The following is a 15,261-nucleotide window of genomic DNA, read 5'->3' as shown; positions in this document are numbered from 1 at the left end:
CTCGGCTCCCGTGCGCACTCGCGCCGGTGCCGGACCCCTCCCCCGAGATCCCCGCGCGGACTTGCCGCGCCGACCGATGGCCCGCAAAGACCAGCTTACCGGCAAGAAGCCGATGTTCGGCAACCACGTCTCCCACGCCCACAACAAGGTGCGGCGGCGGTTCAACGTGAACCTGCAGAAGAAGCGGTTCTACATCCCTGAGGAGGACCGTTGGATCACGCTCCGCGTGTCCGCGACCACGATCAAGACGATCAACAAGAACGGCATCACTGCCGTGCTGAAGGACGCCCGCGCGAAGGGCACCTCGCTCGTCTAACCCGACCTTTCTGCCGCGCCGCTCTGCGACGCACTAGACCCCGACGACCATGGCCAAGGGCAAAGACGTCCGCCACCAGGTGATCCTCGAGTGCACCGAGGCGCCCGGCACCTCGCGCTACGCGACGATGAAGAACCGCCGCAACACGACCGCGCGGCTGGAGCTCAAGAAGTACAACCCGACGCTCCGGAAGCACACGCTCCACCGCGAGATCAAGTAGCTCGTCCGTAGTGCGCGGATCGTGGGGCGCGTTCCCCGCGTACCCCTCCTCACGACTCCCAGACCCCCACTCCCATGGCGAAGAAAGTCTCAAAGAACCAGCGGACGAACCGTGGCGCCGGCCAGGAGGCCAAGCAGATGGCGAAGATCATCGTGGCCTCGAAGAAGCAGAACGGCCAGTTCGAGTTCCGTTCCAAGATGGTCGAGGCCAGCACGGTCCAGGACGAGCTCAAGGCGGCCCAGGCCGCGTAGCTCGGCTCCGCCGACTCCGTTCGCGGGGCGTCTCCTTCGGGGGGCGCCCCGCGTCTCGTTCCGCGCTCCCCCACACCTCGTTGCCCTCCCGCGCGACGCCCGAGGCGGTCCACCTCGGAGGGCGCTCCAGAGGTGGTCAGCCCCGCTGGCCGAGGGCGAGCCAGTAGGCGACACGGTCGTCGCTGGGCCACGTCAGCAGCGCGAACGCGAACAGCATCATGCCGAAGGCGAGCACCAGCAGCTCGCCGGTGAGGAAGGCCGCGACGCCCGAGGCGATGGCGGGCATCTCGGCCGTCCCCAGCGCACCGATCCCGAAGGTGCGGATGATGCCTCCCGCCTCAGACTCGGTCTCGGTCTGGAGGAGGCGGCGCTCCATCGCCCGGATGAGGGTGAACGCGATGCCCGTGGCGACCATCGACAGCAGCGCCACGCCGTAGAAGCCGACCTCGGCCGCCTCGGGCATCGTCGGCTCCGAAGTGGTGGCGAGGTAGCCGAAGACGGCCATCGCGAGCCCGCCGCTCGCGCAGATGGCGAGCCAGAGGATGCGGAGGGTGCGGGCGAGAGACGTGACGTCAGACATGAGCTCGGGAGGGGAACGCCACAAGGTAGGCTGGACCCTCCGACGGGGGCCGCGACATCGGGGGGCGGTTAGCTTCGAGCCTCCACTGTTTCGACGATGCGCGTCTGGATTCTGCTCGCAACCTGCGTGTTCGCGTGCGCGAGCGCCGTGTCCGCCCAGACCGCGGGTACCGTCCGCCTCCGGCACATCGGACTCGGGGACGGCCTGCCCAGCCCGCGCGTGTTCTCCATCACGCAGGACTCGCTGGGCTTCCTGTGGGTGGGCACCAACGACGGCGTGGCACGCTACGACGGCGTCCGCTTCGACGTCTGGCAGGAGGGCGAGGGCGGGCTTCCTTCGAACGTCGTGTACGCCGTCCACGCCGACGCGACCGGGGCAGTGTGGGCGGCCACAGAGGGCGGCCTCGCCCGGCTGACCCGAGCCGCGGACCGGTTCGAGGAGGTGGCCGAGGCAGCCCTCGACTCCCTGGGCGTCACGGCCGTCCGGTTTCTCGACTCGGATGCCGGGGGCCTGTGGCTGTCGGCCCGAGAAGGGGCCATCCACCTCCGCCCCGACGGGACCGCTCGGCGGGTCTTCCAGGGGGGGCCGACCGCCTCGCCCATGGTTCGCGTCGGGGAGGCGGTGTGGCTGCGGGACTGCAACCTCACCCTCACGACAGACACCTGCCGCCCTGCGCAGACCGACGGACCGGAGACCGCCCCCCGAGCCGGGTGGATCGAAGACGGGGCCTTGCGCGCGGTTCTGATGGATGGACGCGTGGTCCGTGTGGACGGGCGCGAGCGCCGCCTCGTCACCAGATGGCCACTGGACGTGGTCGGGCGGTCGTCCCAGACTCTCGTTACGCCGGGACGCGCGTGGCTCGGGTCCGAGTCCGGGCTCCGGCTCTACCTGCCGGCTCGGGATACGGTGGTGGCGATAGAGCGAGAGGCCGGGCTGGTCGGGCGCGATGTGATGGCGCTGTTCGAGGACCGGCAGGGCGGCGTCTGGATCGGGACGGAGCAGGGGCTTCACCGCTGGACCCCGCCTCGGTCCGGCTTCCACGCGGTGACCACGGCCGAGGGCCTGGGAGACGGACGCGTCAACGGCCTGACCACGCTCGGCGACGACGTCTGGGTGGCCACCAACGGCGGCCTGTTCCGCCGCCGCGCGGACGGGTCCGTCGAGGGCTACCGGACCGGATCGGACCTCAACCAGAGCGCAATCTGGCGTGTCTCCCCGGCCGAGGGAGGCGGTCTGTGGCTCGGCAGCAAGCGGAGCGGCATGTGGCGCTTCTGGCCGGAGACCGGGCGGACCGAGCCGGCCGACCTCCTCAACCAGACCCTCGGCTCTGCGCTACAGGTCCAGAACAGCTTACCGATTCGGGACATCGTGGAACGGGACGGGCGTCTGTGGGTCGCGACATCGTACGGCATGGGGCTGCGCGAAAACGAGCAGTGGCGCGCGTTCCGCGAAGGCGAGGGCGGCGGGGACGGGCTCGCGGACGCGGCCGTGAACGTGATCTACACCGACCGCAGCGGACGCGTCTGGGTCGGGTCCGATGGCGGCCTCGACCGGTTCTTCCCCAGCAAGAATGCGTTCCACAGGACCGGCGTCAGCCGAGACCTCGCGACGCCGATCGTCTGGCACGTCGCCGAGAGCCCTGCCGACCCGGGCGCGCTGTGGCTGGCGACCGTCGGCTCCGGGGCCTGCCGGTACGTCCCGGCCACCGACGAGACCGATTGCCTGCGCATCGCCGACGGCCTGCCGTCCAACGTGGTCCACCGGATCGAGGCCGGAGACGGCGCGCTGTGGCTGGGCACCGACCGCGGCATCGCCCGCCTCGACCTGGTCACGCGCGACGTCGTCACCTTCTCCGAGGCCGACGGCCTCCACGGCGACATCGTGGACCTGATGTCGTCCCACCGCGACGCCGACGGGACCATCCGGATGGGCGGTCCGGGAGGCTACACGGCCTTCCGCCCAACCGAGGTCCGTCCGTCTACGTTCCGTCCGCCGGTGCGCTTCTCGCAGGTCGAGCGGGGAAGCCTGGTTCATCGATCGATGGCGTCCGGCGACACGCTCCGGCTGGCCCCCTCCGGGCGCCGCTTCGCGGTCCGCTTCGCGGCGCTCGACTACACGCGACCCAGGCGCAACCGGTACCGGTACCGCCTCGCCCCGCTGGAGACCGCGTGGACCGAGACCGACGGGGCGGCGCCCGAGGCGCGCTATGCCGCGCTTCCGCCCGGCACGTACACGTTCGAGGTGGTCGGGAGCAACCACGCCGGGGTGTTCGCCCCCGAGCCCTCACGCCTGCACGTGGAGGTGCCGCCCGTGTGGTGGGAGCGCCGCGCGGTGCAGGGGCTGCTCGGGCTGCTGGTGCTCGCGGGCGTCGGCGGGCTGGGCTGGGTGAGCGTCCGCCGCAGCGAGCGACGCCGGGCCGACGCCGCGGAGGTCGCGCGGCGGCTGGCGGGGAGCCGAGAAGCCGAGCGCATCCGTCTGGCACGCGAACTCCACGACGGCACCATGCAGCACCTGTACCGCGTCGGGCACGACCTCGACCGCCTCGCGACGCTCGTCCCTGAGGCGGAGCGGGCCGAGGTGAACACAGTCCGCTCCACGCTGGACGAGGCGTCCGACGAGTTGCGCAGCGTGCTGGCCGACATCCGCCTGCCGCACGTCGGGACGTTCGGCGCCGCGGCGGCCGTCCGTGCCGCCGCCGAGCGGTTCCAGCGCACCGCGCCCGACGTGGAGGTGGTGCTGGCTCTCGACGCCGACGGGCGCCGGTGGCCGGTCGAGGTGCAGCACGCCGCGACCCGGATCGTGCAGGAGGCCCTCGCCAACGTCGGCCGCCACGCCCAGGCCGCCTCCGTCACGCTCCGCCTCGGGGAGCGAGGCGGCATGGCCGAGGTGGAGGTGGCCGACGACGGCTGCGGGTTCGACACGCACATCTCGGACGTCGCCCACGTGCGCGGCGACCACTTCGGGCTGGCGGGCCTGCGCGAGCGGGCCGACGCCCTGGGGGGACGGGCCGAGGTGACCTCGACGCCGGGCGCCGGGACGCGCGTCCGCGCCTGGCTGCCGCTGTGACGGAACGGTACGCGCGTTGACCTCCCGCCCGGCACGGCGGCCGTTCCTTTCCGTGGCCCCACCCCACTCGCCATGCTGCTCCGCCTCGCCCTCGCCGACGACCACCCGACGTTCCGGGCCGGTCTGCGCGCCCACCTCGACCGCGAACCCGACCTGGAAGTCGTCGCCGAGGCCTCCTCCGGTCCCGAGGCGCTGGCGGTCGTCGCCGAGCACGCGCCGGACGTGCTCGTTCTCGACATGGAGATGCCCGGCCTGACCGGCCTCGACGTGGTCGAGCGGCTGGCCGAGCAAGGCTCCGAGACGGCGGTCCTGGTGCTGAGCGCCTTCGAGGACGAGGCCTACATCCTGGGCGTCCTGGACGCGGGCGCGGCGGGCTACCTCTCCAAACGCGAGCCGCTCGCCGCCATCGCCGAGGCCGTCCGCGGCGCAGGCCGGGGCGACGTGGGCTGGCTCAGCCGCCGCATCAGCGCGCTCTACCACCGCCGCCGGCAGCAGGACCAGGGCCGCGCCACCCGCCGCTCCGACGCTGAGGACGCGCTCGCTGCCCTCTCCGCTCGGGAGCGCGAGGTGGCGCTGCTCGTCGCCGAGGGACTGGGCAACCTCGACATCGCCGACCGCCTCTTCGTGACGGAGAGCACCATCAAGAAGCACGTCCACACGGTCTACGACAAGCTGGGCATCCGGACGCGGCCGCAGCTCGTCGCGTGGGCGTGGCGAACCGGCGTCCTCCAGCCGGACGGCGACTGACGGGCACCGGATCCGCAAGCGCGGTCGGCTCCGCTCCTGGCAACAAAACTGCCCCCGGCGCCGAAGCACCGAGGGCAGGCGTGCCGTCCCGGGCAAGCCGTCCGAAGACGGCCCGATGGTCATCCCGCCCGGAACGGGGCCACCGACGCGAGCGACGGCGGCACCCGTGGGGAAGGGGACCGCAACGTAGGCTTGGCCCTGTGCCTCCCCCCTGGCACGGCCGAGGCATCTCACTGGAACCGGGGGACCATTCCCCCCAGACGCGACGACGCCCGCCTCGGCACGGTCACCGAGGCGGGCGAAGAGTCTCAGAGGCGGTCCGTCCGTCGCTACGCCAGCTCCATCTGCGTGTTCAGGAAGTCGCGGAGCACGTAGTTGAGAATACCGCCGTGGCGGTAGTACTCGACCTCGACGGGCGTGTTGAGCGCCACGATCACGTCGAACGAGACCGCCGAGCCGTCCGCCTTGGTGGCCGTGGCCGTGAGCGTCTGGCCCGGCGCGAGGTCGTCGGCGACCGGGAAGTCGAACGTCTCGGTGCCGTCGAGCCCGTAGGTCGCGAGCGTCTCGCCGCTCTGGAACAGCAGCGGCAGCACGCCCATGCCGACCAGGTTGGACCGGTGGATCCGCTCGAACGACTCCGCGACGACGGCCTTGATGCCGAGCAGCAGGGTCCCCTTGGCAGCCCAGTCGCGCGACGAGCCCATGCCGTAGTCCTTGCCCGCGAAGGCGACCAGCGGCGTGCCCTCGGCGGCGTAGGCCTGCGCGGCGTCGTAGATGTACATCTGCTCACCGTCCTTGGTCGTCCAGCCGCCCTCGGTGCCCGGCGCGAGCTGGTTCCGCAGGCGGATGTTGCCGAACGTGCCGCGCGTCATCACGCGGTCGTTGCCGCGCCGCGAGCCGAACGAGTTGAAGTCCTTCGGCTCGACGCCGTGGTCCTGGAGGTACTGCCCGGCGGGCTCGCTCTTGGGGATGGCGCCCGCGGGCGAGATGTGGTCCGTCGTGGTCGAGTCGCCAACCTTGACGAGGGCCTTGGCGCCCGCGATGGCGTCCAGCGCCGGGACCTCCTGGGTCACGTCCAGGAAGAAGGGCGGCTCCTGGATGTAGGTGCTGCTCTCCTGCCAGTCATAGACGGCGCCCTCGCCGGTCTCGATCGCGTTCCAGCGCGGGTTCGAGTCCTCGATGCCCTCGTAGAGCTCCTCGAACTGCTCCCGCGTGACGGCCTGCTGGATGGCGTCCAGGATCTCCTGCTGGCTCGGCCAGAGGTCCTTCAGGTAGACGTCGTTGCCCTCCTTGTCCTGCCCGATCACGTCGTTCTGGAGGTCGATGTCGACCGTCCCGGCGAGCGCGTACGCCACCACGAGCGGCGGCGAGGCGAGGTAGTTGGCCTTGACGAGCGCGTGGATGCGACCCTCGAAGTTGCGGTTGCCCGAGAGCACGCCCGACACGATCAGGTCGCCGTCGGTGATGGCCTTCGCCACCGGCTCCGGGAGCGGCCCCGAGTTGCCGATGCACGTCGTGCAGCCGTAGCCGACGAGGTTGTACCCGAGCTGGTCCAGGTAGTCCTGCAGACCGGCCTTCTCCAGGTACGCCGTGACCACGCGCGAGCCCGGGGCCAGCGAGGTCTTGACGTACGGCTTGACCGACATGCCCTTCTCGACGGCCTTCTTGGCCAGCAGGCCGGCCGCGAGCATCACGCTCGGGTTGGACGTGTTGGTGCAGGACGTGATGGCCGCGATGGCCACGTCGCCGTGCTTGAGGTCGAGCTCGTTGCCCTCGTCGTCCGCGTAGCGGCCGGTGTTCGAGAGCGCCTCCTCCTTGAGGCCGAAGCCCTGCGGGGAGGCCGGGCGCGTGAGCGACTCGCGGAACTCGCGCTGGATGTCGCCGAGCACGATCCGGTCCTGCGGGCGCTTCGGGCCCGACATGGACGGCTGGACCTCACCGAGGTCGAGCTCGAGGACGGCCTCGAACTCCGGATCCGGCGTGTCGTCGGTGCGGAAGAGGCCCTGGGCCTTGGTGTACGCCTCGACCAGCTCCACGTCCGCCTCGGAGCGGTTGGTGCGGCGGAGGAAGTCGAGCGTCTCGGCATCGACCGGGAAGAAGCCCATCGTGGCGCCGTACTCGGGCGCCATGTTGGCGATGGTCGCGCGGTCGGGCAGCGACATCGTGCTCAGGCCCGTGCCGAAGAACTCGACGAACTTGCCGACGACGCCGTGCTCGCGTAGCATCTGCGTGACCGTCAGCGTGAGGTCGGTCGCGGTGACGCCCTCCTTGAGCTGGCCGGAGAGCCGGAAGCCGACCACCTTGGGCATCAGCATGTAGATCGGCTGCCCGAGCATGGCCGCCTCGGCCTCGATGCCGCCGACGCCCCAGCCGAGCACGCCGAGGCCGTTGATCATGGTCGTGTGGCTGTCCGTGCCGACGAGCGTGTCCGGGTAGGCCACCGGCAGCCCGTCGGTGCCGGGCGAAGTCCAGACCGTCTTGGCGAGGTACTCCAGGTTGACCTGGTGGCAGATGCCGCGCTCCGGCGGGACGACGCTGAAGTTCTCGAACGCCTTCGAGCCCCAGCGGAGGAACTCGTAGCGCTCCTGGTTGCGCTGAAACTCGATGTCGGCGTTGATCTGGAACGCTTCCGGGAGCGCGAACGAGTCCACCTGCACCGAGTGGTCGATCACGAGGTCCACCGGCACGCGCGGGTTGATGGCCTCGGGGTCGCCGCCGTTGCGCGCCATCGCGCTCCGGAGCGCGGCGAGGTCCACGACGGCGGGGACGCCGGTAAAGTCCTGCAGCAGCACGCGGGCGGGCGTGTACGGGATCTCGACTTCGGCGGGCGCCGCCGGGTCGTAGCTGGCGAGGTTGCGCACGTCGTCCTCGCCGACGGGCCCGGGCAGGTCGGCCTGACGGAGCGCGTTCTCGAGGAGCACCTTGATGGAGAACGGGAGCCGGTCGAGGTCAGCCCCGGTCGCCTCGGCGACGCGGTCGAGGCGGTAGACGGTGTGGGCACCCGCGGAGGTGTCGAGCGTGTCGCGGGCGTCGAAGAGGGAGTCGGCCATGTCGGAGGGGTCCAGAGTCGGGTCGTCGGGGGAGGGGGGCAGAATACACGCCTCAGGGACGAAGAGGTGCCGTCGGGCTGGAGGACAGACCGGATCTCCACGGGCTCCAGCTGTCACGCTGTCGGATGCTGCACCCGGTCTATCCTGGCCGAGGTCAATCTTGAGGTGTCCAGACCGATACCCGACGCTCTAGTCCTTGAACGACCTCCTCGAGTGGCCCCATGTCACGGTCGTCTTCCCCCCGTTCTCTCATGCGCACAGTCTTTTTTCTCCTCGCGGTGCTCGCGGCCCCGGCCGCGCTGGCCCAGCCTGCTCTCTTCTCCCCCACCCCGGCGTCCCTCGCGCTGACACCGGAGCAGGAGGGACGCCTCCGCCAGCTCCAGGCCGAACCCGGCGTCTCCGCCATCGACCTCGTCCGCGCCGACGCGGCGGTGCTCGGAGAGCAGGGGGCAGTCCGCCTCACGCTCCCGGGCCGCGCCGAGGCCGTCCTCGCGCCGAGCCGATTCGAGCGCCGCGCGGCCGATGACGCCTCGTGGGCCGGACGCGACGGGGCCGCCTCGCAGGCCGTTCTCGTCGCCCGGCGGGGCTGGGTGACGGGCTCCGTCTGGCACGATGGCGCCGTCTACGAGGTGCGCCCGCTCGGGGGCGGGCTCCATGCCCTGTTCCGCCTCGACACGAGCGTGTTCCGCGACCACGACGAAGGCGCCCTGCCCGGCGAGGATCGGGAGGATCGGGTACCGGGCCTCCCGCCCGCTGGGGCGGCTGGTGGCCCTGCGGCCGGGAGCGCGTCGCCGACCATCGACGTGATCGTGGCCTACACCTCTCAGGTCAGCACCGTCTACGCCGACCCGGTCGCCTTCGCGCAGGCCGCCGTCGATGCGTCCAACACGGCCTCCGACAACAGTGCGGTGCAGCCCCGGCTGCGCCTCGTCCATGCCTACGAGACGCCGGGCGCATCGTCGGGCTCGACCGCGACCGACCTGCCCGCCTTCCAGGGACAGACGGACGGCACCTTCGACGAGGTCCACGCGCTCCGCGACCAGTACGGCGCCGACCTGGTCGCGCTGATCGGCCCGTCCAGCTCGGTCTACGGGTCGTGCGGGCGCGGCTACATCAACTCGAGCGCCTCGTCGGCGTTTACGGTGACCGCGTACGACTGCGCCGTCGGCAACCTGTCATTCGCCCACGAGCTCGGCCACAACATGGGCCTCCGCCACAACCCCGAGGCGGACGGCTCCACGACGCCCTACGCCTACGGACACGGCAAATTTCAGGACGCGACCAGCGGCGAGGCCTCCTGGCGGACGGTGATGTCGTACAGCAACTGCTCGGCGAGCCCGTGCACGCGCCTGCCGCAGTGGTCCAACCCCGACGTCGTCGTGCGCGGCTCGGCCTCCGGCGACCGCGACCTCCGCGACAACGCCCGTGTGATCGACGAGCGCGGCGCGACGGTCGCCGCCTTCCGCGCGTCCACGGTGTCGCCGCCGGTCGCCTCGGTCAGTCCGCCGGCCCTCTCGCTCACGCTTCCTGTAGGTGGCACGGCGACAGAGACCGTCACGATCGCGAACGCCTCCACGGACTCCGACCTGGCGTGGTCCCTCTCGCTCGCCAACGTCACGACGGCCGACGACGCCGTGGCGATGGCCGCCTGCGTCGACGGCCAGGTCGTCGAGCAGGACGCCGTCGACTTCTTCACCCGGTCGACCGAGGGAAGCAGTGAACTCGGGCAGTCTCTCACGGCTCCGTGTGATGGAACGCTCACGTCCATCGCGACCGACATCTACGGCCCGGCCGACAACGCGACCTGGACGAGTTCGGGCACGCTGCGTGTGTATGCCGGGACCGGGACCGCAGGCCCCGAGCTCGACGCCATTCCCTTCGACCTGACCGTGGCCGACTGGGACTTCGTCGAGTTCGCCCTCACGACGCCCGTCTCGGTGAACGCAGGAGACGTGGTGACGTGGTTCTTCGACTTCGACGCCGGTGCGCTCCCGTTCACCTACGCCGAGGCCGACCCGTACGCCGGCGGCACCGCGCTCATCTCGTTCGACGGCACGCCCGGCGGCGCATCGACCTGGACCGGGAACGACATGCGGTTCCGCGCCTCCTTCGGAGCGCCGACGCTGTGGGTCGCCCCGTCGCCCGTGGCCGGGACGGTCGCGCCCGGCAGCTCGGCGCCCATCGCGGTCGCCTTCGACGCCGCCGACCTGGCGGAGGGCGCCTACACCGCCGACCTGGTGTTCTCGACGAACGACCCGACCCAGGAGACGATTACGGTCCCCATCACGCTGACGGTCGACGACGGCAGTGGGGAGGTCTCCATCGTGATCGACGGCCGGCTCGGCTTCCGCTACCTCGGCGCCCCCGCCGACGGCGTCACCGTGGACGATCTCGCCGACATGAACCTCGTCCGCGGCGTGCCCGGCTACTACCCCAACGCGCGCGCGCCCAACCTCTGGACCGACTACGACCCCGTCGCCGGGAGCTGGATTCCGGCGCTCGGCACCGGCGAGGTGCTCGCGCTCGGCCACGGCTTCCGCTGGCAGATGTACGACAAGAACCAGGGCAACCCGAACGTCAGCCTGGGCTACGAATTCCCGGTCACCCTCTCGACCCCCCTGCCGGCCAACACGGCCGACGTCGACGTGACGCTCGACACCGACGGCGCCCGGTTCAACTTCCTCGCCAACCCGTTCGGCGAGACGCTCGACCTGACCGGCATCGCGACGTGGCCGGGCGGCGACGAGCTGAGCCCGAACGCGCCGCTGTGGGTCTACGACCCCGAGACGCGGACGTGGGTCGAAGACCCGGTCTCGGTGGCGCCGTGGCAGGCGTTCCGGGCCAAGGCGAAGGGGCCGCGCGTCAACGGCAACCCGCGCGTGATCACGATCCCGTTCTCGGCCACCCAGCCCGCCTCGGCGGCCCGGTCGGCCTCAGTCGCTCGGTCGGCCGAGGCGCCGAGGCTGGCGTTCTCGCTGTCGGGCGTCGACGCCGAGGGCGCCCCGGTGGCGGACCGCGCGCTGTCGATCCGCTTCGTGGACGGCGCGTCGGCCGCGTTCGACGCCGACGAGGACACGCCGAAGTTCCAGGTGCCCGCCGAGGCGTACGCACAGATCGGGGCGCGCGCAGGTGGCCGGTTCCTCGGACATGATGTGCGTCCGTTCGCGGCGGCCGAGATCCCGCTGGCGATCGAGGCGCGCGGCACCGGCTCGCGGTTCACGCTCTCGTGGGACGCCGACGCGCTGCCGGCCAGCCTGCCGGTCGTGCTGGTGGACCTCGTGACCGGTCGCGAGATCGACGTCCGGATGGCGTCGAGCTACGCGTTCGACGTCGCGCGGACGCTGGAGGCGTTCACCGACGTGATCCCGTCGAGCGACTTTGCCGACGGCGCGAACGCGACCGACCGGTTCGTGCTGCGGATCGGCACCTCGGCCTCGGCTGAGGCGGCGATCACGGAGGTCGAGCTGACGGCGATCGCGCCGAACCCGTCGACGGGCGCGGCGCGGGTGTCGTTCGCGCTGCCGGAGGCGGGCCCGGCGCGCGTGACGGTGTACGACGTGCGCGGCCGGTCGGTGGCGACGCTGGTGGACGGTCCGCTGAGCGCGGGTCGTCACGAGGCGACGCTGGACAGCGGCTCGCTGGCGGCGGGCGTCTACGTGGTCCGTCTGGAAGCGGGCGGCACCGTGGTGACCCGATCCGCCGTCGTCGTGCGGTAGGGAGCGTTCCGGGTGCGTGCGTGCGGCGGCCGTCTCCTCCGGGAGCGGCCGCCGTCGTGTGTAGGCATGCCCGCCTCGGCACCGAGGTCGGGAGTCTCGCTCGCGGACCGAGGGGCGTCGGCCGTGACGGGCGGATCTCGCCCGGAGGTCGCCCCACATGTTGTGGCTTCCCGACCCGCGGTGTAGAATGAAGGATCGGTGAGCACAGAGACGGTCCGGGGATGGATCGTCGCGTCGCCAGGGTCCCGCGCCGTTCGGGACTCACGATGTCTCCTCCGTGCTTCTCCGCCCTTCCCCACCCCCCCGATCTCGATGATCTCCACCTTTACTCGAGCGCGCCATCTGGTCGGCGCGCTGTTGCTCGCCGCGCTGGCAACGGCGCCTCCCGCGCTCGCCCAGAAGCCGGCGCCCGTCAGCCCGCTGGTGCTCGGGGCCGACCCCGTCGCGGAGCTCGCGCCGGACGGCCTGACCTTCGTAGGCTCGTCGCGCCCGGCCATCCTGGCCGCGATCAACGCGCCGATGGCGCCTGGCTCGCCGGAGAGCCAGGCCCGCGCCTACCTGACGAGCAACCCCTCCGTGGTCGGGCTGCGGACCTTCGACGCGTCCGACCTCGTGCTGCAGCGCGTCCGGGAGGGTCGCGCGGGCACCGTGGTCCGCTTCCGCCAGACTGTCGCGGGCGTGCCCGTGTGGGGCGATGAGACGGTGGTGACGATCGACCGGCGCGACCGCGTCCAGTTCCTCGCCAACGGCTACCGCGACGACCTCACGGCCGTCGACATCCGGCCCGCCGTGGGCGAGGGCGCCGCGCGCTCGGCCGTCTACGCCCACCTCGGCGTGCGGTCCGAGCCGCTGTTCGAGCAGACCGAGCTCGTCATCTGGCCGAGTTCTCCGACGCGCCTGGCCTGGAGCGTCCGCGTCGAAGGCGGCGTGCCGGGCGGCTCCTGGGAAGGCATCGTGGACGCCCACACGGGCGAGCTCGTCCGCGTGGCGGACCGCACGATCTACCACGCCGGGCACGACGACGACGACCCGCCGGTGCGGTCGATGGTCCCGCTGGCCGAGCCGACGATGTTCTCCCGCGTCGACGGGACGGCGATGATCTTCAACCCCGACCCGCTCACGCGAGCGGGCGTCCTCTACGGCGGTCAGTACGTCGACGGCGGCGACGCCGACACGGCGGCCCTCACGGCGGCGCGCTCGGCGGTGACGCTGCGCGACCTCACGTTCGATGGCGTCAACTACAATCTCGTCGGCCCGTGGGCCGAGATCCGCGAGTTGGAGGCGCCTGCGAAGGGCCTCTTCGCGCAGGCCTCGCCGAACTACGACTACTCGCGCAACGCCGACGCCTTCGAGGCGGCCAACACGTACTGGCACATCGACAACTACATGCGGTACGTCAACGTGGAGCTCGGCATCGACGCGACGCCGCAGGCTTACACGACGGGCGTGCGCTTTGACCCGCACGGGGCCAACGGCGCCGACAACTCGTACTTCTCCAGCGGGAGCGACATCGTCGTCTTCGGCGAGGGCTGCGTGGACGACGCCGAGGACGCCGACGTGGTGATCCACGAGCTCGGCCACGGCCTCCACGACTGGCTCGCGGCCATCTCCAACGGCGACGGCCTCTCGGAGGGCTTCGGTGACTACGTGGCTGCCAGCTACACGCGCTCGCTCGGCCTCCTGACGCCCTCCGACGCGGCCTACGACTGGGTCTTCAAGTGGGACGGCCACAACGAGTGCTGGAACGGCCGCGTGACCGACCGCGCCACGGACTACCCGGAAGGCAGCGCCCCCCACGCGCGCGGCCAGCACTGGTCGACGTCCAACATGCGCATCTGGGACGTGCTCGGCCGCGAAGACACCGACACGGCCGTCTTCGAGGGCCTCGCCATGACGAATGGCGGCACCACGCAGCCGCAGGCGGCGCAGGCCGTCATCCAGGCCGCGGTGAACATGGGCTACTCCTCGGCGGCCCTCCAGACGATGTACGACAGCTACACCGACCAGGGGTACAGCGTCACGCTGCCGCTGCCGCCGCCGTCCATCGACGTGACGCCGGGCTCGGTCTCGGTCTCCCTTGAGGTGGACGAGACGACCACGAGCGACGTGACGATCTCGAACACGGCCTCGCCCGGTGACGCTGGCCTGACGTGGTCGGCCTCGATCCAGAACGAGGTCCGTCCGGGCGACGCCGCCGCGCGTCCGCAGGCCCCGTCCGCCGCCCCGGCAGCGGACACGTCGGCTCCGAAGGCCAGCGACGAGACCGCCCTCGGCGGCACCGGAAGGGCCCTCGGCAGCGGCTCCGACACGTTCGGCAACACCTTCGCCGACTCCGACGAGGCGGGCGGACCGAGCGCCTACTTCTTCGACATCGAGGAGATCGGCACCCCCGTCGCCCTCGGCGACGACGCGGCCTCGGGCGCGCTGACGCTCCCGTTCTCGTTCCCGTTCTATGGCGCCTCGCAGAGCACGATCTACATCGGCTCCAACGGCCTGCTCACGTTCGGCAGCGGCAGCTCATCGCTGACCAACCAGAACATGCCGAGCACGAGCACGCCGAACAACCTGATCGCGATGTACTGGGACGATCTCAACCCGCTCGCCGGGGGAACGATCACCTACTGGGACTCGGGCGAGGGGCACTTCATCGTGCAGTTCACCGACGTGCCGCACTACAACGTCGCGGCCGAGGCCACCACCTTCCAGGCGGTCCTCTACGCCAGCGGCCAGATCGACCTCAACTACCTCACGATGACCGATGACGCGAGCGACCCGCTCTCGCACACCATCGGCATCGAGAACGCGGCGGGCACGGACGCCCTCCAGATGGTCTTCAATGCGGCGTACATGCACAACAACCTCACGGCGCAGATCCTGCCGCCGAGTGTCTCGGCGTCGCCGCGGCCCACGCCGCCCGACCCGCCGTTCGTGACGGTCGCACCCGCCAGCGGCACGGTCGCCCCCGGAGCCTCGGAGACGGCCACGCTCACCTTCGACGCGACCGGACTCGTCGACGGCGTCTACACGGCCGACCTCGTGATCACCTCCAACGATCCCGAGCAGCCGACCACCACGGTCCCGCTCACGATGACCGTGGGAGCCACGGGCCCGGGTAGCGTGTCGATCCTGATCGACGATCCGAAGGGCTTCCGCTTCCTCGGAACCCCGTCGGCTGGCCTCACCGTCGACGACCTCGCGGCGATGAACCTCGTCCGCGGCGTGCCCGGCTACTACCCGGCCGCCAACCCGCCCAACCTCGAGACGAGCTACGACGCCGCCACCGCCACCTGGATTCCCTCCACCGGCACCGGCGAG

Annotated in this window: 9 protein-coding genes; 7 read left to right on the top strand and 2 right to left on the bottom strand. The window is 71.4% G+C overall.

Annotation, left to right across the window (positions count from 1 at the left end; all coding sequences use genetic code 11):
- Positions 1–76 precede the first annotated feature (76 nt).
- The 3 genes from rpmB (at position 77) to B1759_RS20000 (ending at position 787) form a co-directional block, all read left to right on the top strand.
- Positions 77–316, top strand: coding sequence for a 50S ribosomal protein L28 (gene rpmB, locus B1759_RS11560; protein ID WP_095515236.1), 240 nt, complete (start codon positions 77–79; stop codon positions 314–316).
- Between the two features lie 49 nt (positions 317–365).
- Positions 366–536, top strand: coding sequence for a 50S ribosomal protein L33 (gene rpmG, locus B1759_RS11555; RefSeq protein WP_095515235.1), 171 nt, complete (start codon positions 366–368; stop codon positions 534–536).
- A 74-nt stretch (positions 537–610) separates the two neighbouring features.
- A complete protein-coding gene (locus B1759_RS20000; RefSeq protein WP_198948837.1) occupies positions 611–787 on the top strand; it encodes a hypothetical protein in 177 nt (58 codons plus the stop codon).
- A 136-nt stretch (positions 788–923) separates the two neighbouring features.
- On the opposite strand, the gene B1759_RS11550 is transcribed toward B1759_RS20000, so the two are convergent.
- Complete coding sequence (locus B1759_RS11550) at positions 924–1,367, bottom strand: hypothetical protein (RefSeq protein WP_095515234.1); 444 nt, start codon at positions 1,365–1,367, stop codon at positions 924–926.
- 96 nt (positions 1,368–1,463) lie between these two features.
- Here B1759_RS11550 and B1759_RS11545 point away from each other — a divergent pair, with 96 nt between their 5' ends.
- Positions 1,464–4,433 (top strand): two-component regulator propeller domain-containing protein, encoded by a 2,970-nt coding sequence (locus B1759_RS11545; RefSeq protein ID WP_095515233.1) that lies wholly within the window; start codon positions 1,464–1,466, stop codon positions 4,431–4,433.
- A gap of 72 nt (positions 4,434–4,505) precedes the next feature.
- Entirely contained in the window at positions 4,506–5,180 is a 675-nt protein-coding gene (locus B1759_RS11540; protein ID WP_198948836.1) for a response regulator transcription factor, read from the top strand.
- Positions 5,181–5,509: 329 nt separating this feature from the next.
- Here the strand turns inward: B1759_RS11540 and acnA are convergent, their stop codons facing one another.
- Complete coding sequence (gene acnA / locus B1759_RS11535; protein WP_095515232.1) at positions 5,510–8,230, bottom strand: aconitate hydratase AcnA; 2,721 nt, start codon at positions 8,228–8,230, stop codon at positions 5,510–5,512.
- Between the two features lie 251 nt (positions 8,231–8,481).
- Here acnA and B1759_RS11530 point away from each other — a divergent pair, with 251 nt between their 5' ends.
- Entirely contained in the window at positions 8,482–11,946 is a 3,465-nt protein-coding gene (locus B1759_RS11530; protein ID WP_158225224.1) for a M12 family metallo-peptidase, read from the top strand.
- 312 nt (positions 11,947–12,258) lie between these two features.
- A partial coding sequence (locus B1759_RS11525) for a M4 family metallopeptidase (RefSeq protein WP_095515230.1) occupies positions 12,259–15,261 on the top strand: 3,003 nt, incomplete at its 3' end.

Source organism: Rubrivirga sp. SAORIC476, assembly GCF_002283555.1.
Lineage (GTDB): Bacteria > Bacteroidota > Rhodothermia > Rhodothermales > Rubricoccaceae > Rubrivirga.
This window is presented reverse-complemented; position numbering and strand designations above follow the sequence as displayed.